The 20,400-nt window shown below is 64.9% G+C and carries 20 protein-coding genes; 12 read left to right on the top strand and 8 right to left on the bottom strand.

Annotated elements, in window-relative coordinates:
• Window positions 1-4: 4 nt before the first annotated feature.
• Window positions 5-1,582, bottom strand: coding sequence for a DUF4214 domain-containing protein (locus EEB15_RS08260; RefSeq protein ID WP_141509360.1), 1,578 nt, complete (start codon window positions 1,580-1,582; stop codon window positions 5-7).
• Window positions 1,583-1,691: 109 nt separating this feature from the next.
• The gene (rfbD, locus tag EEB15_RS08255; protein ID WP_141509359.1) at window positions 1,692-2,597 is read right to left on the bottom strand and encodes a dTDP-4-dehydrorhamnose reductase; all 906 of its coding nucleotides are present in this window, start codon (window positions 2,595-2,597) and stop codon (window positions 1,692-1,694) included.
• Window positions 2,598-2,640: 43 nt separating this feature from the next.
• Here rfbD and EEB15_RS08250 point away from each other — a divergent pair, with 43 nt between their 5' ends.
• From EEB15_RS08250 to pdeM, 6 genes are all read left to right on the top strand, one after another.
• Window positions 2,641-3,747, top strand: coding sequence for a glycosyltransferase family 4 protein (locus tag EEB15_RS08250; RefSeq protein WP_141509358.1), 1,107 nt, complete (start codon window positions 2,641-2,643; stop codon window positions 3,745-3,747).
• Between the two features lie 44 nt (window positions 3,748-3,791).
• Window positions 3,792-4,682 (top strand): acetylglutamate kinase, encoded by an 891-nt coding sequence (argB, locus tag EEB15_RS08245; RefSeq protein ID WP_141509357.1) that lies wholly within the window; start codon window positions 3,792-3,794, stop codon window positions 4,680-4,682.
• Between the two features lie 75 nt (window positions 4,683-4,757).
• Window positions 4,758-5,459 (top strand): response regulator transcription factor, encoded by a 702-nt coding sequence (locus tag EEB15_RS08240; protein WP_141509356.1) that lies wholly within the window; start codon window positions 4,758-4,760, stop codon window positions 5,457-5,459.
• A 53-nt stretch (window positions 5,460-5,512) separates the two neighbouring features.
• Complete coding sequence (locus EEB15_RS08235) at window positions 5,513-6,886, top strand: sensor histidine kinase (RefSeq protein WP_141509674.1); 1,374 nt, start codon at window positions 5,513-5,515, stop codon at window positions 6,884-6,886.
• A gap of 100 nt (window positions 6,887-6,986) precedes the next feature.
• Window positions 6,987-7,628: a nucleoid occlusion factor SlmA gene (gene slmA, locus EEB15_RS08230; RefSeq protein WP_141509355.1), complete on the top strand. Its 642-nt coding sequence runs from the start codon at window positions 6,987-6,989 to the stop codon at window positions 7,626-7,628.
• A 72-nt stretch (window positions 7,629-7,700) separates the two neighbouring features.
• Window positions 7,701-8,387: a ligase-associated DNA damage response endonuclease PdeM gene (gene pdeM / locus EEB15_RS08225; protein WP_141509354.1), complete on the top strand. Its 687-nt coding sequence runs from the start codon at window positions 7,701-7,703 to the stop codon at window positions 8,385-8,387.
• 19 nt (window positions 8,388-8,406) lie between these two features.
• Here pdeM and EEB15_RS08220 read toward each other — a convergent pair whose 3' ends face one another.
• From EEB15_RS08220 to EEB15_RS08195, 6 genes are read right to left on the bottom strand one after another with little or no spacing between them, the layout of a single operon-like run.
• The gene (locus tag EEB15_RS08220) at window positions 8,407-9,474 is read right to left on the bottom strand and encodes a malate/lactate/ureidoglycolate dehydrogenase (protein WP_141509353.1); all 1,068 of its coding nucleotides are present in this window, start codon (window positions 9,472-9,474) and stop codon (window positions 8,407-8,409) included.
• Window positions 9,475-9,484: 10 nt separating this feature from the next.
• Window positions 9,485-10,999, bottom strand: coding sequence for a UxaA family hydrolase (locus tag EEB15_RS08215; RefSeq protein ID WP_141509352.1), 1,515 nt, complete (start codon window positions 10,997-10,999; stop codon window positions 9,485-9,487).
• Between the two features lie 39 nt (window positions 11,000-11,038).
• Entirely contained in the window at window positions 11,039-12,433 is a 1,395-nt protein-coding gene (locus EEB15_RS08210) for a TRAP transporter large permease (RefSeq protein ID WP_141509351.1), read from the bottom strand.
• A gap of 23 nt (window positions 12,434-12,456) precedes the next feature.
• Entirely contained in the window at window positions 12,457-13,032 is a 576-nt protein-coding gene (locus EEB15_RS08205; RefSeq protein ID WP_141509350.1) for a TRAP transporter small permease, read from the bottom strand.
• An 11-nt stretch (window positions 13,033-13,043) separates the two neighbouring features.
• Window positions 13,044-14,027 carry a sialic acid TRAP transporter substrate-binding protein SiaP gene (locus tag EEB15_RS08200; RefSeq protein WP_141509349.1) on the bottom strand — a complete coding sequence of 328 codons (984 nt, stop codon included), beginning with the start codon at window positions 14,025-14,027 and terminating at the stop codon, window positions 13,044-13,046.
• Window positions 14,028-14,057: 30 nt separating this feature from the next.
• On the bottom strand, window positions 14,058-14,774 hold the full coding sequence (locus tag EEB15_RS08195) for a FadR/GntR family transcriptional regulator (RefSeq protein WP_141509348.1): 717 nt from the start codon (window positions 14,772-14,774) through the stop codon (window positions 14,058-14,060).
• A 118-nt stretch (window positions 14,775-14,892) separates the two neighbouring features.
• Here EEB15_RS08195 and EEB15_RS08190 point away from each other — a divergent pair, with 118 nt between their 5' ends.
• The 6 genes from EEB15_RS08190 (at window position 14,893) to EEB15_RS08165 (ending at window position 20,329) form a co-directional block, all read left to right on the top strand.
• A complete protein-coding gene (locus EEB15_RS08190) occupies window positions 14,893-15,627 on the top strand; it encodes an SDR family oxidoreductase (protein WP_141509347.1) in 735 nt (244 codons plus the stop codon).
• The gene (locus EEB15_RS08185) at window positions 15,624-16,370 is read left to right on the top strand and encodes an SDR family NAD(P)-dependent oxidoreductase (protein WP_141509346.1); all 747 of its coding nucleotides are present in this window, start codon (window positions 15,624-15,626) and stop codon (window positions 16,368-16,370) included. The genes EEB15_RS08190 and EEB15_RS08185 overlap by 4 nt, the downstream gene beginning before the upstream one ends.
• 28 nt (window positions 16,371-16,398) lie before the next feature.
• Window positions 16,399-17,247, top strand: a complete 849-nt coding sequence (locus EEB15_RS08180; protein WP_141509345.1) for a fumarylacetoacetate hydrolase family protein — start codon at window positions 16,399-16,401, stop codon at window positions 17,245-17,247.
• 131 nt (window positions 17,248-17,378) lie between these two features.
• Window positions 17,379-18,086, top strand: coding sequence for a TetR/AcrR family transcriptional regulator (locus EEB15_RS08175; protein WP_141509344.1), 708 nt, complete (start codon window positions 17,379-17,381; stop codon window positions 18,084-18,086).
• 3 nt (window positions 18,087-18,089) lie between these two features.
• Window positions 18,090-19,901, top strand: coding sequence for an acyl-CoA dehydrogenase C-terminal domain-containing protein (locus tag EEB15_RS08170; RefSeq protein WP_141509343.1), 1,812 nt, complete (start codon window positions 18,090-18,092; stop codon window positions 19,899-19,901).
• 26 nt (window positions 19,902-19,927) lie between these two features.
• On the top strand, window positions 19,928-20,329 hold the full coding sequence (locus EEB15_RS08165) for a DUF2147 domain-containing protein (RefSeq protein WP_233259411.1): 402 nt from the start codon (window positions 19,928-19,930) through the stop codon (window positions 20,327-20,329).
• The last annotated feature ends 71 nt before the right edge of the window (window positions 20,330-20,400 follow it).

Here is a 20,400-nt window from a genome sequence, read left to right as displayed (position 1 = left end):
GCCATCAACCCAAAGTCGAGAAGGGATCGTCGACACCAATCAGCGAGATGGCCACGCTGATATCGGTGGGCGTGACGGCATCGGCGATCAGCATGCCGTTGGCCACCGACTCTTCCGCGGTCTTGTAACCGAGGCCCATCTCGACCGCGAAACGCTGCGCGACCGCTGCCTTGTTGTCCAGCAGGTCGGCCACCCAGCCCCAGGTCGCGTTGCCTTTGAATGTGTGTGCCGAGTCGAGCATTTTCGTGACGAGTGCGCCGCGGGTCTGTGAACCGTTGGCCAGCGCGTTGCTCCAGTACGCCACGCCTTCCGCGTCGCCGCCGTCTTCGCGGCCGAGCACATTGCGGTAGATGGTGTTGACGAAGGCGGTGTGGCTCATGCCGCTGCTGTAACCGGTCTGCGACGGGTACTGCAGCGCCGCCGCATAGAAAGCGTCGGCGATCTGGTTGATCGAGACACCGACGCGGCTTTGCTCGATCCAGTAAGCCAGGCCGTCGGCTTCGGGCACACGGTTGAAGAATGCCACGTAGAGCTCTTCGAGCAGCTTCAGCTGCGACGGCGCGATGGTGTGCGAGGCGGCGCCGATCCCGAGGTTCACCGTCATGTCTTCGAACGACAGGTGCTCGATGCCCTGCAGCGTGTCGGTGCCCTCGTCGCCCAGGGTGTCGTACACCGTGATGTTGCCCACGCTGTGGCCCAAACGGTATTCGTTGCGGGCGTACAGAAAGAGCGCGGTGTCGATGCCGCCCAGGCCGTTCAGCGAATCGGTGCCCGCTCCGCCGCGCAGCGTCTCGTTGGCGACTGTGCCGATAACCGAATCATTGCTGCCCGAGCCGATGTAGGTGATGGCGCCGGCTTCGCTTCCGGAAAGCGGAACGCCGCCCGTGCCGCCCCCGCCAGGCAACACGCTGTTGTTCGCCGTGAGTGCGTTGTTGATCCAGGTCCAGTTGCCCGGCCCGAACAGGGCGGCATAGGTCGAATGGCTGAAATCGGCATTCCCGCTCGAGAGCACGCCCGTGACATAGGTGCCGCTGCCATCGGTGCGCAGCAACGGGCCGCCCGAGGCGCCGGGGCCGAGGCTGAAGCCGATGTCGTACACGCCGACACTCGCCGACGCGTCGGCGAAGACAGGCTCTTCCATCAGGCCAGTCCCGCGCGCGGGGTAGCCGTCGATCTTGCCGCTGAAATCGCCGGCGAAATTCGAGATGCCGACCCAGCCCGCCTGGGCGCTCACCGCGGTGCTGCCGAGGCCGAGCACGGCCATGTCGTATTGCGATTCGTGCGCATACAGCAAGCCGTCGCCATCCGGATCCCAGTTGGCCGTGCGGGCGTAGATCACGCTCACGTCGCTATGGCTGCCGTAGGGTGTGCTGAAAGGCGAGGTGTCCGCGCCGGGGCTGATGGTGATGCGGGTCGCGTAGCCGCCGAGGCTCGCGTCGTACACCACGTGGTGGGCGGTGAGCACATCGTTGGCCCCGATGATCACGCCCGAGGCGCGCGTCACCGAACCATCTGCCCACTCGCAGGAGATGTAGCAGATGCTGCTGTATGGCGCGGTGGTGCGATTGGATACTTCGTACATGAGCCCTGCATTCTAGAGTTCGCTCCCCGCGCGAAGGCTGGTGTTACCGTGGAGATACAACCCGTTTCCCCCACCGTGGAACAAGTCACGTTTTCGCGCAGGGCTCGCACTAAGATTGAGCCGTGCGCGCCGTCGCCCACTCGGAAACAACCGCGTCGACGCCCTCTTGCCATGGCGGCAAAGCGACGCCAAAGGTGGTTCGCAAGCGGCTCGTGTCCAGGCGTGAATTCGCCGGCCGCGCCGCCGGGCGCGGAAACGCGGCCGACGTCACTGCACCCACATCGCCCGGCCCGGCCTGAAGATGCATGCCATGCCGGCGCGCGCATTCCAAGGCAAAGACGGCCATGCCGTGCCGGCTGGCTTCTCCCGCCGCACTCACGTGATAGATACCTGCCTGTGATGGCTGAACGGTGCGCAGCAGTTGGGCCGTGACATCGGCCACCAGTGCCGAACGCGTCGGGGCGCCCCATTGGTCGGCGACAACGTCCAGCCGCGCGCGCTGCCCCGCGGCCTGGATGACCCACTTCAGAAAGCTGTCGCCCCACGTGTCGAACAGCCAACTCGTTCGCAGGATCAGGTGACGCGGGCAATGCGCCATGACGGCCTGCTCGCCAGCCAATTTGCTTTGCCCGTAGGTGTTCAGCGGTGCCGTGCGATCGGTCTCTGTCCAGGGGCGCTCGCCATGGCCGTCGAAGACGTATTCGGTCGAATAGTGCACCAGCCATGCACCTGCGCGCGCCGCTTCCACGGCCAATGTTTCGCAGGCTCGCGCGTTCACCCGGAAGGCGGCGTCCGCATCGCTTTCCGCGCCGTCCACGTTGGTGTAAGCGGCCGCGTTGACGATGGCGTCCGGCCGCAGCTCGCGCACCGTGCGCGCTATGCCTTCGGCGTCGGTCAAGTCCCCGCACCAGGGAGTCGAGCCGCGTGTCAGCGCCGTGACGTCGCCCAGCGCAGGCAGGGCGCGCCGCAACTGCCGGCCCAACTGGCCGTCGGCGCCGAAAAGGAGGATCTTCATGGGATGAGAGAATCGCCCATCACAAGGGGACAGCGAAGAGGGCATGCTCATTCTATTGATTCTGTGCGGGGCGGTCTCGGCCATCGTCTGCGCGCTGTTGCTGCGGTATGCGCGGACCCATAGCCATCGCTACAGCCTGACCATGCCGCAGCGGTTCCACGCCGGGCATGTGCCTCGCCTGGGTGGGGTCGCCATGATGGTGGGTTGCACCGTGGGCTGGGCCTGGATCGTGATCGCCGAACCCTTGCTGAAGGTGCCCAACAAGATCCATCTTTCACCGGCGATGGGCCTCGCCTGGTGGTCCGTCGTCATGGTGGCGGTCGCGGGAGGCGTGGGCGAAGACCTGACGCACCGCCTGACGGCGCGCTGGCGGCTCGCTTTCACGGTGGTGGCGGGGCTGCTGGCGAGCTGGGTGCTTGCGCTGAGCATCCCCAGCCTGGGCATCGCGTTCCTGGAAGGGTGGTGGACCGCCACGCCCTGGCCCGGAATTCTGTTTGCCGTGTTCGCCGTGGCGGGGCTGCCGCACGCGTTCAACCTGATCGACGGCTACAACGGGCTGGCCGGCATCGTCGCGTTGATCTGCTGCTTCGCGCTAGCCTACGTGAGCCTGCTGGCCGGCGACCGGCAGCTCGCGGGCATCGTGCTGGTGGTGGCCGGCGCCACAGCCGGCTTCCTGCTGTGGAACTATCCGCGCGGCCTGATCTTCGCCGGCGACGGCGGGGCCTACCTGTGGGGCGTGACCATCGCGGTGGCTTCTGTCCTGCTGGTGCAGCGCTACCCGGTTGTCTCGCCGTGGTTCCCGATCCTGCTGCTGATCTATCCCGTCTGGGAAACGCTGTTTTCCATTTACCGCAAGTTGATGCGCGGCCAGTCGCCGGGCGTGGCCGATGCATTGCACTTCCACCAGCTGATCTACCGGCGCATCGTGCGCGGGGTGTTCGACGACGACGAGGCGCGCCGCATGCTCATGCGCAACAACCGCACGTCGCCGTATCTCTGGGGCTTCACACTGCTCACCGTGATGCCCGCGGTGGTGTTCTGGAACAACACGCCGATGCTCATGGGTTTCACCGCGCTGTTCATCGTTTCCTACGTATGGTCCTACATCAGCATCGTGCGGTTCAAGGTTCCCCGCTGGTTGCGCCGCTAGCGCTTCGGGCACAATTTGCGGAAAACCTCCCACCACGCACCGCCATGACCGACGTTTCCTCCATCGCACCGCGCGACAAAGCCGAAATCCTGGCCCAGGCGCTGCCCTACATCCGCCGCTTCCATGGCAAGACCATGGTGATCAAGTACGGCGGCAACGCCATGACCGACCCGGAACTGCAGGCCGACTTCGCTGAAGACGTGGTGCTGCTCAAGCTGGTGGGCATGAACCCGGTGGTGGTGCACGGCGGCGGCCCGCAGATCGAGGCCGCTCTCAGCCGCCTGGGCAAGAAGGGGCAGTTCATCCAGGGCATGCGCGTCACAGACGCCGAGACCATGGAAGTGGTCGAGTGGGTCCTGGCGGGCGAGGTGCAGCAGGACATCGTGGGACTGATCAACCAGGCCGGCGGAAAAGCCGTGGGCCTGACGGGACGCGACGGCGGGTTGATCCGCGCGCAGAAGCTCAAGATGGTGGACAACACCGACCCAAGCAAGGAGCACGACGTCGGGCAAGTCGGCGACATCGTCTCGATCGATCCAAGCGTCGTCAAGGCCCTGCAGGACGACCAGTTCATCCCCGTCATCAGCCCGATCGGTTTCGGCGAGGGCAACGAGAGCTACAACATCAACGCCGATGTAGTGGCCGGCAAGCTCGCCACCGTGCTCAAGGCTGAAAAGCTGCTGCTGCTCACCAATACGCCCGGCGTGCTGGACAAGGCCGGCAAGCTGCTCACCAACCTCAGCGCGCGGGAGATCGACGAGCTGTTCGCCGACGGCACCATCTCGGGCGGCATGCTGCCGAAGATCGCCGGCGCGCTGGATGCCGCCAAGAGCGGAGTGAATTCGGTGCACATCGTCGACGGGCGCGTGCCGCACGCGCTGCTGCTGGAAATCCTCACGGACCAAGCTTACGGGACGATGATCCGGTCACACTAAGGCAGGGGCGTCAGCGTTCCGCAAGTCGGCACGCGCTACCCTTGGGCCAGGAGACAAACCAAAGAGGTACGCCCTATGAGGCTGCTGCTCGTGGAAGACGACGTGATGGTGGCCAGCGGCATCAAGCTGGGGCTGACCGACGCCGGCTATGCCGTTGACTGGGTGGGCAGCGGCGAGCGCGCGGAGGAAGTGCTGCGCACCGAAGCCTTCGACGCCGCCATCATCGACATCGGCCTGCCGCACATGGACGGCCTGGAACTCACCAAGCGTCTGCGCCGGCCGGAGATGGCCAACCACGCCATGCCGGTGCTGATCCTGACCGCACGCGACGCGCTGTCCGACCGCGTGCAAGGCCTCGACCTGGGCGCCGACGACTACATGATCAAGCCTTTCGAGCTGCCCGAGCTGCTGGCGCGCCTGCGCGCGCTGCTCCGCCGCTCGCAGGCGGCCAACACGGCGGTCCTGACTTTCGGCCCGATCGAGCTGGACACGGCCAACCGCCGTGCCAGCGCCCATCATGGCGGGCAGACCACGCTCATCGAGCTGGGCCCGCGGGAGTGGACAGTGATGGAATATCTCCTGATCAACGCTCCCAAGCCCGCCAGCAAGGACAAGCTGCTGCAGGCCTTGACCGGGTGGGACAAGGAGATCACGCCCAATGCGGTGGAGGTCTACATCTCGCGCCTGCGCGGCAAGCTCGAGCCGCACGGCGTGGCGCTGCGCTCGATCCGCGGCTTCGGTTACCGGTTGGAGATCGACGAGCCCCGCGCGCCGTGAACCTGCCTTTCATCGGCATCCGGCGCCCGGCGCGCGGCAGCGACAGCCTGGGCATGACTTCGGGCCTGCGCCGGCGGCTGCTGGTTATGCTGATCACGCCGCTGATCCTGCTGGCGCTGCTGAACGCGTGGTTCGATTACCGATCCGCCGACAACGTCGCCGCCCAGCAGGACCAGCGCCTGCTGGCCCTCGTGCCGCTCCTGGCGGACTCGGTGATCGGCGCGGGGCGGGAGCCGGGCGACCCGCCGGTGCTGCTGCTGGCGCCCGCGGTCGAGGAGTTCATCAAGGGCACGGACCACTCCTATGCGATCTCGGACGCGGACGGCAAATCGCTCCGGGGCGAACCCTGGCTCGCCGGGCTGCCGCCGACCACGCATGAAGCCGAGTTCCACAGCGAAGAAAAGCTGGGCACCACGTGGCGCATCGTGCGCCAGCGCCAGCAGACTGTGATCGGCGAGGTCACTGTGGTCCTGGCGGACGGCTCCGACCCGCGCCAGCAATGGGCGCGCGCTATCCTGTTCAAGGTGCTTCTGCCCAACCTGTTTCTTGTGGCGGCTGCTGCTTTCGCGGTGCGCTGGGCGGTCGAGCGGGCGTTGCGGCCGCTGTTCGAGCTGCGCGACGCGGTGGAACGCCGCTCGCCGCGCGACCTGACGGCCATCGACGAACGCGCATCCCCGGAGGAGGTGCGGCCGCTCGTCCAGTCCCTGAATCGCCTGTTCGGCCTGGTGAATGCCCAGGCCGAAAGCCAGCGCCGGTTCATCGCCGACGCCGCGCACCAGCTGCGCACGCCGCTCGCCGGCCTGCAAGCCCAGGTGGAAGCCTGGGCCCAGGCCGCCAACGCGGCCAGTCCGGCCGATGGAATGGTCCGCGTACGCACGGAGCAGGTCAACAAGTTGCGGGGCGCCACACGGCGCACGTCGCAATTGGCGAACCAGTTGCTGGCCCTGTCGCGTGCCGACGCCCGCACCATGCAGGCGCAGCCCATGCAGCGGGTCGACTTGAAGGAGCTGTGCGGTGCCATCCTCGAGGCGCACCTGGACGCGGCGACCGCCAAGCGGATCGATCTGGGCCTGGATGCACAGCCCGCGCAGGTCATGGGCCACGAGTGGCTGCTGCGCGAGTTGCTCGGCAACCTGGTGGACAACGCGGTGAAGTACACGGCTGCGGGCGGCACAGTGACGATCCATTGCGGCCAGCGTGATGGCCACGCGTTCCTGGAGGTGGAAGACGATGGTCCGGGCATCGCGCCCGCTGAACGCCAGCACGCGCTGGAGCGCTTCTACCGAGTCAAGGGCACGGAGGGGGAGGGCAACGGGCTGGGCCTGGCCATCGCGGATGAAATCGCGCGCGTACACCACACCCACCTCGAACTGCAGTCGGGCGCCGGCGGGCGGGGGCTGAAGGTCTCGCTGCTGTTCGCGGGGTAAGCACGCACTTGGCGCGCAGGCCGCAAAAACGGAAGTGAATACGCGCAAACCCCTAGTCCGGGCTGTGCGAGAATCAATTCAACACATCTTTTGCACGCCCATGCCTGACGCCGATTTGAGCAGCACTGATTCCCCCGTCGCCCAGGAAGTGGCCGCGCCGGCGCGCAAGCGCCCCAAGCCCGGCGAGCGGCGTGTGCAGATCCTGCAGGCGCTGGCGACGATGCTGGAGCAACCCGGCGCCGAGCGCATCACCACGGCCGCGCTGGCGGCCCGCCTGGAAGTGAGCGAAGCGGCGCTGTATCGCCACTTCGCCAGCAAGGCGCAGATGTTCGAGGGCCTCATCGAATTCATCGAGCAAAGTGTCTTCACCCTGGTGAACCAGATCGGTGAGCGAGAGACGGTAGGCACCCAGCAGGCCGCCAAGACGGTGGCCATGCTGCTGCAATTTGCCGAAAAGAACCCGGGCATGACACGCGTGATGGTGGGCGACGCGCTGGTGTTCGAGAACGAGCGTCTTCAGCAGCGCATGAACCAGTTCTTCGACAAGATCGAGTCGACGCTCAAGCAGAGCTTGCGCAACGTGGCCGATGGCGACGGCTCGGCCACGCCGAGCCTGGATGCCCAGGTGCGCGCGTCGATGCTCACGGCCTTTGCGGTGGGCCGGCTGCAACGCTTCGCGCGCTCGGGTTTCAAGCGCGCCCCTTCGGAGCACCTGGAAGCGACGCTCGCGCGCATGCTGTAGATTCTTGGATGGGCGCGCGATGCGTGCCCTCACCCCAACCCTCTCCCAGGGGGAGAGGGAGCAATACCCCCAATGCTCAGAATCCGTGTCGCCGGCGCCGACGTCGTCCTTCATCCCAGTGGCGCCGCGCTGCTGTCCGCCGAGCAAACCCTGCTCGTCGCCGATGCGCATTTCGGCAAGGCTGTCAGCTTTCGCAAGCTCGGCGTGCCCGTGCCCCAGGGCACCACCACCGAGACACTGGACCAACTGTCTGCGGTGGTCCTGGACACGCGAGCTCGCCGCATCGTCTTCCTGGGCGACTTCCTGCACTCGCGCCGCTCTCATGCGGCGGGCACCCTCGGCACGCTGCAGCGCTGGCGCGAGCGGCATGCCGATCTGGAACTGACGCTGGTGCGCGGAAACCACGACGACCGGGCCGGCGATCCGCCGGAGAGTCTGGGAATCCACGTGGTCGACGAACCGCTGCCGCTGGCGCCGTTCGCGCTTTGCCATCATCCCCAGGCCATCGACGGTGCGTACGTGCTGGCCGGGCATTGGCACCCCTGCATCAGCGTGAGCGGGCGCGCGTTCGAGCGCTTGCGCCTGCCGTGTTTCTGGTTTGGGGATGACACCGGCGCGCTGCCTGAATATGCGACCGGCGTGTTGCCGGCCTTCGGCAGCTTCACGGGAATGCACCGGATCGAACCGCGCGCGGGCGACCGGATCTTTCCTGTTGCGAATGATGTGGTGCGGGCGCTTCCCCTGTTGCCGATCGCTTGAAGGAGGCTGTCGTGCCGGATCAAGTTGGCAATGACAGATCGACTCCCACTTTTGCGCCCGCCGCCACGATCTCGCCCCACGTCGTCTCGTCGATGGCGATGCCTTCTTTCTCGCGCCCGATGCGCGCCGCGCGTTCAGGCTCGCCGGCGATGAGCACGCCGTCGGAGCCGGGCGCCGGCGGGCTTTGCTTCAGCCAGTCGACGAACGCCACGGCTTCCTTCTCGAAGCTGGCCCGAGTCCCGAGCTTCTGCGGATCGATCAGGACAGTGAGCATCCCGTTGATCACAGAGCGCCGGCTGTCGGCAGGCTGGTGCCAAGTGCCGGTGCCCGTGAGCGCGCCACCCAGCAGCTCGCAGGCGACCGCAAGGCCATACCCCTTGTGCTCGCCAAATGCCATCAGCGCGCCGAACAGGCCATTGGCCTGAGGCACGACCACCACGCCGGGGTCGGTGGTGGGATGGCCCGTCTCGTCGATCAGGTAACCGGGCTCGACCTCGCGCCCTTCGTTGTGCGCAACGCGCATCTTGCCTTGCGCCACGCGGCTGGTCGCGAAGTCGAGCACGAAAGGCTCGCGGCCCTTGAGCGGCACGCCGATGCAGCAGGGGTTGGTGCCATAGCGTCCGTCGGCGCCACCCCACGGCGCGACCACGGGGCGCGATTGCACGTTGACGAAGTGAAGTGACACGAGGCCATGCGACGTCGCCATTTCCGCGAAATGCCCGATGCGGCCGAGGTGGTGCGCGTTGGCCAGCGCCAGGATGCAGCTGCCCAGTTCTTTGGCACGCGCCATGCCCAGCGCCATCGCCTGTTCGCCGACGACTTGCCCGTAGCCGCGCTTGCCGTCCAGAGACAGCAGCGATCCGCCGTCCAACGTGACCTTGATGCTGGCATTGGGCTTGAGCCCGCCTTCGAGAACCGCGTCCACATAGCGGGGCACCATGCCCACACCGTGCGAGTCGTGGCCGCTCAGGTTGGCCAGCACGAGGTTGTCGGCGACGGTCTTTGCTTCTTCCGGCTTGCTGCCGGCCGCCATGATGATCGAAGCGACTTGCGTACGCAGCGCCGTGGCTTGGATGGTTTGCGTCATCGCATGGGCCCTACATCACCGCGCCGACCTGCCAGGGCACAAATTCGTTCTGCCCATAGCCGTGTTTCTCGCTCTTGGAAAGCTCGCCTGATGCCGTGGCCAGCACCAATTCGAAAATCCGCTGGCCCATTTCCTGGATCGAAGCCCTGCCGTCGATGATCTCGCCGCAGTTGATGTCCATGTCTTCTTCCTGCCGCAGCCACAGCGCGGAGTTGGTGGCGAGCTTGAGCGAAGGCGAGGGCGCGCAACCGTAGGCCGAGCCGCGGCCGGTGGTAAAGCAGATCATGTTGGCGCCGCCGGCGACCTGGCCCGTGGCGCTCACGGGGTCGTAGCCCGGCGTGTCCATGTAGACGAAGCCGTGGTCCTTCACCGGCTCCGCGTATTCGTACACCGCCTGCAGGTTGGTGGTGCCGCCCTTGGCCACGGCGCCCAGCGACTTTTCCAGGATGGTCGTGAGGCCCCCGGCCTTGTTGCCGGGTGAGGGGTTGTTGTTCATTTCGCCTTCGTTGACCTCGGTGTAGTGCTCCCACCATTTGATGCGCTCGAGCAGTTTCTCGCCGACTTCGCGCTTGACCGCGCGGCGCGTCAACAGGTGCTCGGCACCGTAGATCTCGGGAGTCTCGGACAGAATGGCGGTGCCGCCGTGCGCCACCAGCAAATCCACAGCCGCGCCCAGCGCCGGGTTGGCGCTGATGCCCGAGTAGCCGTCGGAGCCGCCGCACTGCAAACCGATCGTGATGTGCGCCGCGCTACAGGGTTCGCGCTTCACGTCATTCGCCCGAGGCAGCATCTCTTGGATGAGGGCGATGCCCTTCTCGACCGTCTTGCGCGTGCCGCCCGTGTCCTGGATGTTGAAGACCTTGAGCGTGTCGCCTTCGCGCAGGCTGCTGTGAGCCAGCCACGCGTTGATCTGGTTGGCTTCGCAGCCGAGCCCCACGACCAGCACGCCCCAGAAATTCGCATGAGTTGCGTATCCGGCGAGCGTTCGCTCGAGGATCTGCATGCCCATCCCCTCCGTGGCCATGCCGCAGCCGGTGCCATGCGTGAGCGCCACTACACCATCGATGTTGGGGTAACCCGCCAATACCTCCGGGTGGTTCTTCCGCGAGAAGTGATCGGCAATTGCACGCGCGGCCGTGGCCGAGCAGTTGACGCTGGACAGGATGCCGATGTAGTTGCGGGTCGCAACGCGGCCGTCGGCCCGCTTGATGCCCATGAAGGTGGCCTGCTTCAACGGCGCCTGCGGCTTCACGTCGGCGCCGAAAGCGTAGTCGCGCTCGAAGTCGCCCATCACCAGGTTGTGGGTGTGCACATGTTCGCCGGCAGCAATGGGCTTGCTGGCGAAGCCGATGATCTGGTTGTAGCGGCGCACGGGTTCGCCCGTGGCGATGGCGCGTGTCGCCACTTTGTGGCCGGGCGGAATGAGGCCCTTGATGACGACGTTCTCGGCCTGCGTGCCGCCCACGAGCTGGCTGCGTGCGATGAGGACGTCGTCTTCGGGATGGAGTCGAATGAAAGGAGTCATGATCAGTTACGGGGACAGGGTTGCGTCTGCCGCATGGATTCAATAGAACATCTTGGGCAACCAGAGCACAAGCTTGGGGAAGTATGTGATGACCACGAGGGAACCCAGCAGCGGCACGAGCCAGGGCAGGATGGCAATCGTCGTGCGCTCCACGGAAAGCTTCGCCACCCGTGCCAGCACAAACAGCACCATGCCCATCGGCGGGTGCAGCAGCCCGATCATCAGGTTGAGCACCATGACCAGGCCGAAGTGCACCGGATCGATGCCCAACTGCTGCACGATCGGCATCAGGATGGGCACGAGGATCGTGATGGCGGCGGTAGGCTCCAGGAAGCAGCCCGCGAACAGCATCAGCAGGTTGGCCAGCAGCAGGAACACCCACGCTTCGTTCGTGAAGCCCAGCACCCACTGCGAGATCGCGGCCGTCACGCCCGTGGCAGTGAGCATCCAGCCGAAGATGCTGGCGGCGGCAACGATGAACAGCACCGTGGCCGTGGTTTCCACCGTGTCCAGGCAGACCTTGACGAACATCTTCCAGTTGAGCGTGCGGTACCAGGCCAGGCCCAGCACCATGGCCCACAGGCAGGCCGCGATCGCGCCCTCGGTGGGCGTGAAGATGCCGGTGGTCATGCCGCCGATCAGCAGCACGGGCGTCATGATGGGCAGCACAGCCTGGAAACCGAAAAACTTGTCGGCGGCAAACAGCACCAGCAGGCCGGCGAACACTGTGATCTGCGCAGGGAAACCGAACTTGACGATCAGCACCCACAGCATCAGCGGCCAGCCGATCACCACGAGGGTTTCAGCCAGCGCCTTGATGACGCGGGGCCATTCGAACTTGATGTCCGCGCCCCAGCCGTTCTTGTGGGCGAAGTACGCGACCGTCAGCATCATCAGCCCCGCCATCAGGATGCCCGGCAGGATGCCCGCCAGGAACAATGCGCCCACGCTCACGTTGGCCATCATTCCGTAGATGACGAAAGGCAGGCTGGGCGGGATGATGGGGCCCAGCGTGGCCGAGGCGGCCGTCACGCCCACGGCGAATTCCTTGCTGTAGCCATGGTCCGTCATGGCCTTGATCTCGATGGTGCCCAGGCCGGCGGCGTCGGCGATTGCCGTGCCGCTCATGCCGGCGAACACCACCGAGCCCACCACGTTGACGTGGCCCAGGCCGCCCTTGAGCCAGCCGACCAGCGCGAGCGCGTAGTTGTAGATGCGGTTGGTGATGCCGGCGTTGTTCATCAGATTGCCGGCCAGGATGAAGAACGGCACGGCGAGCAGCGGAAAGCTGTCGATGCCGCTGACCATGCGGTGGATCACCACGAAGCCCGGGAGGGTGCCCGTCCACCAGATGTAGAGCAAGGCCGAGCCGGCCATGGCGATGGCGACCGGGATGCCACCGCTCATGAGCACGAGGAAGATGATTTTCAGCATGGAGTTTCGTTCTTGCGTTCTTCTTATTTGTCGTCCATCGACGACTCGGGGCGCTCCAGCACCGTGTACCCGCGCCTGCGGTGAAACAGGGCGATCTGCACCGAGCGGAAAGCCATGACCGCGAAGCCCAGCATGCACACGCCGTAGATCCAGTTCATCGGCAAATCGACCATGGTCATGCGCGAGTTGCTGCCCAGCTTGACCATCATCATCACGGTGAGCACCGTGGCCGCCGCGAAGAAGCCAACGCGCAGCACATCGACGGCGGTAGCCATCGCGCGAGCCATGGTTTTCGGCATGAACTTGTAGAAGAAATCCACCTGGATGTGGTTGTTCTTCACCACACCGATGGCCGCGCCGGTGAACACCACCGCGATCAACAAGTAGCGGGCGATCTCCTCGGTCCAGGCGGCAGAATCGTTCATCACGTAACGCGTGAAGAACTGGTAGAAAACGGTGAGTCCCAGCACCCAGAAGAATCCGAGGGCCACCCAGGCCTCCGGCTTGGTGCCGGAGAGATCCACCGCTTCGTCCTGCGCGTGGAACTCACCGTCGGCCCCCATCACGGGGGCCATTTCGTCAATGGTTTCGATCGTCATGCGGCCGAAAACTACTTGATGCCGACGACGCGGTCCCAGTCCTTCTTGTCCAGCTTCATCGATTCGAAGGTGATGGCCTTGAGCACGCGCTGCTGGAAGTCATTGCGGTCGACGGTGACCACGTTGATGCCCTTCTTTTTGAACTCTTCCACCAACTCGCCTTCACGCTTGCGGATGTCGTTGGTGGCGTTGACGGCGGCTTCCTGCGTCACGTCCGCCAGGATTTTTTGCTCGGCCGGGCTCATCTTGCCCAGCGTGCTGGGCGAAATCACCGTCAACAACGCATCGGAGATATGGCCGGTGAGAATGATGTTCTTCTGAACTTCGTAGAACTTCTTGGCTTCGATGGTGGGCAGCGGATTCTCTTGCGCATCGACTGTGCCGTTCTGCAGCGCGAGATACACCTCGGCGAAGGCGATGGGCGTCGGGTTGGCACCGCAAGCGCGCGGCAGCGCGGTGTACGCCGGCGAATCGGGCACGCGCATCTTCAGGCCCTTCATCTCGTCGCAGTTCTTGAACAGCTTGTTGCTGGTGGCGTGGCGCGCGCCGTAGTACGTGAGGGCGGTCACGGTGTTGCCGGTGGCCTTCTTGTAGCCTTCGGTCAGCTCCTTGAACACGTCGCTCTTGCCGTAGGCGATCACGTGGTCGGCATCGCGGAAGGTGAACGGGTAGTAGCTCACTGCCAGGCGCGGGTAGGAGTTGGAAGCGAACGACGCGCCCGTCAGGATGATGTCCACGGTGCCAAGCTGCAGGCCCTGGTTGATGTCGCTTTCCTTGCCCAGGCTGGAAGCCGGGAACACCTGGACCTCGAACTTGCCGTTGGTGCGCTTCTTGAATTCCTCGCCGGCCCATACCGACCATTTGTGGTACGGCTCGGAGGTCTCGTAGACGTGGGCCCATTTGAGCTTGGTCTGTGCCTGGGCGATGCCTGGGCCGGCGACGGCGGCGAAAGCCGCGCAGGCGGCCATGAGTTTCAAGGTGAAGCGCTTCTGCATGTGGTGTCTCCTGGAAATACTGCTGGGCGGTCAAGAAGAATTGGCGCGGCGCCAGCTCGCGCTAAACCGGGAATGGGACTTGTCCATATGTGCTTGCATCGCGGCACGGGCGCCCTGGGCGTCATGGGCGCGGATCGCTGCCAGCACGGCTTCGTGTTCGGCGATGGCCATGCGCCAGGACGGCACGGTTTCGAAGTAGTCGCCCAGCCGCTCAAACAGCGGACCGCGCCGCGCGTCCCAGAACGTCTGCACGGTTTCGAGCAGCACCACGTTGTCGCAGGCCTGAGCGATGGCTGTGTGAAATGCGCGGTCACCTGCAAGTGGCGCGACGTTGCGATTGGTGTCTTCGAGCATCAGGTCGATCGCGTCGCGGATCGCCTGAATATGCTTGCGCTTGGCCTGCATCGCCGCGAGCGAGGCGATCTCGCCTTCGATCACGCGCCGCGCACGGATCAGTTCAAGCGGGCCCCATTCGGTGGGCGGAATCTTCCGATCGCTGCCGTTCATGCGCCCGGCCCGCTCGAGCACATAGACGCCCGAGCCCGTGCGTACCTCGACCCAGCCTTCGACCTCCAGGGCAATCAAGGCTTCTCGCACCGAGGGGCGGCTCACGCCGAGCTGCTTGGCCAGGTCGCGTTCGGCCGGCAAACGGCTACCGGGCACGAACTCGCCGGCGGTCATGAGCGTGCGCAGCTGTTCGGCGATTTGCCGGTACAGGCGTTGCGGCTCGACGGTTTGCAGCGGCATGAGCGAAATTTGGATTTAAGGGTTTAGCCGGAAGTGGCCAAGTGGTCAGACCAATTATGATCGCTGCAAGCAGCCTTCGGGCATCGGGCAAAACCCTGCCCAACCAGGTGGAGAACTCATGAGACTCAAAGGAAAGACCGCACTCGTCACTGCCGCGGGGCAGGGCATCGGGCGGGCGAGCGCGCTGGCCCTGGCGGCCGAAGGCGCGCAGGTCTGGGCAACCGACATCAACCCGAAGCTGCTGGACAGCTACGAAGGCATCGATGGGGTGCGTGCCGTCATGCTCGACGTGCTGGACCGGGGCGCCATCGAACGGCTGGTCGCTACGCTGCCGGCGCTGAACGTCTTGTTCAACTGCGCAGGCTTCGTGCACAGCGGGACGGCCTTGCAGGCGACCGACGAGGAGTGGAACTTCGCGCTCAACCTGAACGTGCGCTCGCAGTTCTGGGCGATCCAGGCGGTGCTGCCCAGGATGCTGGAGGCCGGTGGGGGCAGCATCATCAACATGGCCAGCGTGTGCAGCAGCATCAAGGGCCTGCCCAACCGCTTCATCTACGGGACGACCAAGGCGGCGGTGATCGGGCTCACCAAGAGCGTCGCGGCCGACTTCGTCGCCGACGGCATCCGCTGCAACGCCATCTGCCCCGGCACGGTGGACACGCCTTCGCTTGCCGACCGCATCAACGCCAATGCCGATCCCGATGCCGCGCGCAAGGCTTTCGTCGCGCGCCAGCCGATGGGCCGGCTCGCGCAGGCGCATGAGATCGCGCCGCTCGTGGTGTTCCTGGCCAGTGACGAGTCCGTTTTCGTCACCGGGCAGGCTTACGCCGTCGACGGTGGCATCACGATATGAATCAGCTTGATTTCAAGGGCCGGCACGCGGTCGTCACCGGTGGCGCGACCGGCCTGGGCTATGCCATTGCGCAGCGGCTGATCGCGTCAGGTGGCAGCGTGACGATCTGGGACCGCGACATCGCCACAGCACGCGACGCGGCCTCCGCGCTCGGCGCACAGGCGAACGCGGTGGAGCTGGATGTCTCGCGGCACGAATCGGTACAGGCCGCAGTGAAAACGACGCTGCAGCACAACGCGCGCATCGACGCACTGGTCAACAGCGCCGGCATCACCGGACCGAACACGAAGGTCTGGGACTATCCCGTGGATGCGTGGCGCGAGGTCATGGAGATCAACCTCAACGGCCTGTTCTATTGCTGCCGCGAAATCGTGCCGCTCATGCAGGGCGCCGGCTATGGCCGCATCGTCAACATCGCCTCGGTCGCCGGCAAGGAGGGCAACCCCAACGCCAGTGCGTACAGCGCCAGCAAGGCGGCAGTCATCGCCCTGACCAAGTCGCTCGGCAAGGAATTGGCGGACACCGGCGTGCGGGTCAACTGCGTCACCCCGGCCGCGGTGAAAACCGGTATGTTCGCGCAGATGACCGAGCAGCACATCCAGTTCATGCTTTCCAAGATCCCGATGGGCCGCTTCGGCACGCCGGAGGAGATCGCGGCGATGGTGTGCTGGCTGTGCACCGAAGATTGTTCGTTCACCACCGGGGGCGTTTTCGACTTGTCGGGCGGCCGCTCAACCTACTGAAAATCAACAAGCAAGAAAGGCAAGAACAATGAAACTCGTTCGCTATGGCAACCCCGGCAAGGAAAAGCCTGGCCTCGTCGATCTCGACGGCAAGCTGCGCGACCTGTCGGGCATCGTCCCCGACATCGGCCCGGCGCAATTGGGCAGCGTCGGCATGGCACGGCTGCGCAAGGCCAACCCGGCCAAGCTGCCGCTGGTGCGCGGTACGCCGCGCTACGGCTGCCCGGTGAACGGCGTCGGCAAATTCATCGCGATTGGCCTGAACTACGCCGACCACGCGGCGGAATCGGGCGTGCCCATTCCCAAAGAGCCGGTGGTGTTCATGAAGGCGACGAGTTGCATCCAAGGCCCCAACGATCCCGTGATGTTGCCGCGCGGATCGACCAAGACCGACTGGGAAGTGGAGCTGGGCATCGTCATCGGCACGCGCGCGCGCTATGTGTCGAAGAAGGACGCGCTGGCGCATGTGGCAGGCTACTGCACCATCAACGACGTGAGCGAGCGCGAATACCAGCTTGAACGCGGCCCGCAATGGGACAAGGGCAAGGGCTGCGACACGTTCGGCCCCATCGGCCCGTGGCTGGTCACACCCGACGAGATCGAGAACATCCAGCGCCTGGACATGTGGCTGGATCTCAACGGCAAGCGAATGCAGACGGGCAACACCCGCACGATGATCTTCGATTGCGCCAAGCTGGTGAGCTACGTCAGCCACTTCATGACGCTGCTGCCCGGCGACGTCATCACCACTGGAACACCGCCGGGCGTGGGCCTGGGCATGAAGCCGCCTTCGTACCTGAAGAAGGGCGACGTGATCACGCTGGGTATCCAGGGGTTGGGTGAGCAGCGGCAGGTGGTGGTTCCGTTCAAGGTTTGAGGCCTTTTGTCGACATGCGGGTTTTCCCCGCATGGCCTTAGGTTCGGGGCTCTAAACAAGCCAGACACTCCCATCGTCCTCGGGAATCATGCAAAATAGAACGACCGTTCGTTTTATTTTGCGTGAATCCCATGTCCGTCACCCCACTGCCCATCAAGCCGCCCCGCGCGCTGCGTGAAGGGCGCGCCCTGCAAAAGGGCCTGCAGACCAAGGCCGCGATCGTCGATGCCGCGCTGGGACTGGCGACGCAGATCGGCCTCGAAGGCCTGTCGATCGGCGCGTTGGCCGAAGTCACGCAGATGAGCAAGTCCGGCGTTTTCGCGCATTTCGGTTCGCGCGAAGAGCTGCAGATTTCGGTGGTTCGCGAATACCACACCCGCTTTGAAGACGAAGTCTTCTACCCTGCGATGCAGGAACCCCGGGGCATGCCGCGGCTGCGCGCGCTGTTCGGCAACTGGATGAAGCGCACGTCGATCGAGATCGATTCCGGCTGCATCTATATCTCGGGCGCCGTCGAGTTCGACGACCGGACCGGCCCCGTGCGCGATGCGCTGGTCGGTTCGGTGAAAACCTGGCTTGCCGCGATGCGCCGCGCCGTCGTCTCGGCGAAAGAAGAAGGCCACCTGCTGGCCGAAGTGGACGAAGACCAACTGCTGTTCGAAATCCACGGCCTCATCCTCGCGCTGCACTACGAAGCGCGCTTCCTCAAGAATCCCGGTTCGATCGCCCGCGCCAACGCCGGCTTCGACAACATCCTCAAGCTGTACGGCGCCAAAGACACCCTGCCCGCGCGCCCTGCAGTCAAGTCACCCAAATCCACCAAAGCTTCGAAGGAATAAACCATGCCCAGCTACATCCCGCCCCTACGTGACATGCAATTCGTCATGCACGAAGTGCTCAAGGTCACGGACGACTTCAAGGCCATTCCCAAGTACGCGGACGTTGACATCGACACGATGAGCGCGGTGCTCGAAGAAGCCGGCAAATTCGCGAGCGAAGTGACGTTCCCGCTCAACATGAGCGGCGACGAAGAAGGTTGCAAATTGAACAAGGAGACCCACGAGGTCACCACGCCGAAGGGCTTCAAGGAGGCGTACCACAAGTACGTCGAGCGTGGCTGGCCTGCATTGAGCTGTGATCCGGCTTACGGCGGCCAGGGCCTCCCGCTCGTGATGAACCAGTGCTTCTACGAAATGCTCAACAGCGCCAACCAGGCCTGGACGATGTATCCCGGCCTCACGCACGGCGCCTATGCCGCCCTGGCCGAGCACGGCACCGACGAACAGAAGCAGACGTACCTGCCGAAGATGACGAGCGGCGAATGGACGGGCACCATGTGCCTGACCGAGTCTCATTGCGGCACCGACCTGGGCCTCATGCGCACCAAGGCCGAAGCGCAGCCCGACGGCAGCTACAAGATCACCGGCAACAAGATCTTCATCAGCGCCGGCGAGCACGACATGGCCGGCAACATCATCCACCTCGTGCTGGCGCGCCTGACCGACGCGCCTCCCGGCATCAAGGGCGTGAGCCTGTTCATCGTGCCCAAGTTCATGGTGAACAAGGACGGCACCCTCGGCGCGCGCAATAACATCTACTGCGGCGGCCTCGAGCACAAAATGGGCATCCACGGCAACGCGACGGCGCAGATCGTCATCGACGGCGCCACGGGCTACATGGTCGGCCAGCCGAACAAGGGCATGCAGGCGATGTTCGTGATGATGAACGCCGCGCGCCTGGGCGTGGGGAACCAGTCGCTGGGCCTCACCGAAGTGGCGTACCAGAACGCGTTGGCGTATGCCAAGGACCGCATCCAGATGCGCTCACTGTCCGGCCCGAAGGCCAAGGACAAGCCGGCCGACCCGATCATCGTGCACCCCGATGTGCGCAAGATGCTGCTCACCGCGAAGGCCTACGCAGAAGGCGGCCGCGCGCTCGCGATCTATTGCGCGGTGCTGCTGGATAAGTCGCACAACCACCCCGACGAGAAGGTGCGCAAGGACAGCGACGAAATGCTGTCGCTGCTGACGCCGATCGTGAAGGCCTTCTCCACCGACAACGGCCACATCGCCACCAACGCCTGCATGCAGGTCTTCGGCGGGCACGGCTTCATCAAGGAATGGGGCATGGAGCAACTGGTGCGCGACAACCGCATCAACATGATCTACGAAGGCACCAACACGATCCAGTCTTTGGACCTGCTGGGCCGCAAGATCCTGGGCAACAACGGCGCGACGCTGAAGAAATTCGGCAAGCTGGTTGCGCAGCTCGTGGAAGAGGAAGGCGTCAACGAGAAGATGGCCGAGTTCATCAACCCGATCGCGTACCTGGGCGACCAGATGACCAAGTTCACCACCGAGCTGGGCTTCAAGGGTTTCCAGAACCCGGACGAAGTGGGCGCTGCGGCAGTCGACTACCTACGCGTCGCGGGCCACTTGGTGCATGGCTACTTCTGGGCCCGCATGGCGCAGACCGCGCTGCGCGAGATCGCCGCCGCGGAATCGGAAAAAAGACAGGCCGACCCGTTCTACAAGGCCAAGCTGCAGACCGCACGCTTCTATTTTGCCAAGCTGTTCCCCGAGACCGCGACGCTGATGCGCACGGCTCGTGCCGGCAGCAAGGTGCTGATGGACACGGACCTGGCCTTGTCATGAGAGGCGCCTTCATTGCAATGCTGTCGATGGCAAGCGTGACTGCCTTCGCGCAAGTCACCCCCGTCGGCCTCTGGCGAAACATCGACGACAAGACCGGCGAGGCCAAGGCCGAGATCCGCATCGTCGAAAGCGGTGGCGTGCTGAGCGGCAAGATCGAGAAGCGCCTCGCCAAGGACGCCAAGCCCGACGCGAAGTGCGAAGAGTGCAAGGACGACCGCAAGGACAAGCCGATGGACGGCCTGGAGATCATCCGGGGCGCGAAGAAGGCGGCAGACAAGGACGTGTGGGAAGGCGGCAAGATCCTCGACCCCGAGAACGGCCGCGACTACACCTTGCGCATGACGCCCATCGAAGGCGGCAAAAAACTCGAAGTGCGCGGCTCTTTCGGCCCGTTCGGCCGGACGCAGACCTGGGTGCGCGCGCAGTGAGGAATCAACTCCCTCCCCCTTTGGGGGAGGGAACAAGAGAGAAACGATGTACAAAGAACACGAAGAACGCG

It is taken from the genome of Ramlibacter sp. WS9 (genome assembly GCF_003797765.1).
Classification (GTDB): Bacteria; Pseudomonadota; Gammaproteobacteria; order Burkholderiales; family Burkholderiaceae_C; genus Ramlibacter.
Note: the sequence above shows the minus strand (reverse complement) of the source record. Positions and strands in the feature narration are given on the sequence as shown.

Bases quoted from the DNA above. Each gene is read 5' to 3' on its own strand.
- argB (WP_141509357.1), top strand. From the start codon at position 3,792: ATGACCGACGTTTCCTCCATCGCACCGCGCGACAAAGCCGAAATCCTG.
- slmA (WP_141509355.1), top strand. From the start codon at position 6,987: ATGCCTGACGCCGATTTGAGCAGCACTGATTCCCCCGTCGCCCAGGAA.
- EEB15_RS08220 (WP_141509353.1), bottom strand. From the start codon at position 9,474: ATGACGCAAACCATCCAAGCCACGGCGCTGCGTACGCAAGTCGCTTCG.
- EEB15_RS08185 (WP_141509346.1), top strand. From the start codon at position 15,624: ATGAATCAGCTTGATTTCAAGGGCCGGCACGCGGTCGTCACCGGTGGC.
- EEB15_RS08210 (WP_141509351.1), bottom strand. From the start codon at position 12,433: ATGCTGAAAATCATCTTCCTCGTGCTCATGAGCGGTGGCATCCCGGTC.
- EEB15_RS08175 (WP_141509344.1), top strand. From the start codon at position 17,379: ATGTCCGTCACCCCACTGCCCATCAAGCCGCCCCGCGCGCTGCGTGAA.
- EEB15_RS08260 (WP_141509360.1), bottom strand. From the start codon at position 1,582: ATGTACGAAGTATCCAATCGCACCACCGCGCCATACAGCAGCATCTGC.
- EEB15_RS08205 (WP_141509350.1), bottom strand. From the start codon at position 13,032: ATGACGATCGAAACCATTGACGAAATGGCCCCCGTGATGGGGGCCGAC.
- EEB15_RS08250 (WP_141509358.1), top strand. From the start codon at position 2,641: ATGCTCATTCTATTGATTCTGTGCGGGGCGGTCTCGGCCATCGTCTGC.
- EEB15_RS08235 (WP_141509674.1), top strand. From the start codon at position 5,513: ATGACTTCGGGCCTGCGCCGGCGGCTGCTGGTTATGCTGATCACGCCG.
- EEB15_RS08170 (WP_141509343.1), top strand. From the start codon at position 18,090: ATGCCCAGCTACATCCCGCCCCTACGTGACATGCAATTCGTCATGCAC.
- EEB15_RS08195 (WP_141509348.1), bottom strand. From the start codon at position 14,774: ATGCCGCTGCAAACCGTCGAGCCGCAACGCCTGTACCGGCAAATCGCC.
- EEB15_RS08215 (WP_141509352.1), bottom strand. From the start codon at position 10,999: ATGACTCCTTTCATTCGACTCCATCCCGAAGACGACGTCCTCATCGCA.
- EEB15_RS08165 (WP_233259411.1), top strand. From the start codon at position 19,928: ATGGCAAGCGTGACTGCCTTCGCGCAAGTCACCCCCGTCGGCCTCTGG.
- EEB15_RS08200 (WP_141509349.1), bottom strand. From the start codon at position 14,027: ATGCAGAAGCGCTTCACCTTGAAACTCATGGCCGCCTGCGCGGCTTTC.
- rfbD (WP_141509359.1), bottom strand. From the start codon at position 2,597: ATGAAGATCCTCCTTTTCGGCGCCGACGGCCAGTTGGGCCGGCAGTTG.
- pdeM (WP_141509354.1), top strand. From the start codon at position 7,701: ATGCTCAGAATCCGTGTCGCCGGCGCCGACGTCGTCCTTCATCCCAGT.
- EEB15_RS08180 (WP_141509345.1), top strand. From the start codon at position 16,399: ATGAAACTCGTTCGCTATGGCAACCCCGGCAAGGAAAAGCCTGGCCTC.
- EEB15_RS08190 (WP_141509347.1), top strand. From the start codon at position 14,893: ATGAGACTCAAAGGAAAGACCGCACTCGTCACTGCCGCGGGGCAGGGC.
- EEB15_RS08240 (WP_141509356.1), top strand. From the start codon at position 4,758: ATGAGGCTGCTGCTCGTGGAAGACGACGTGATGGTGGCCAGCGGCATC.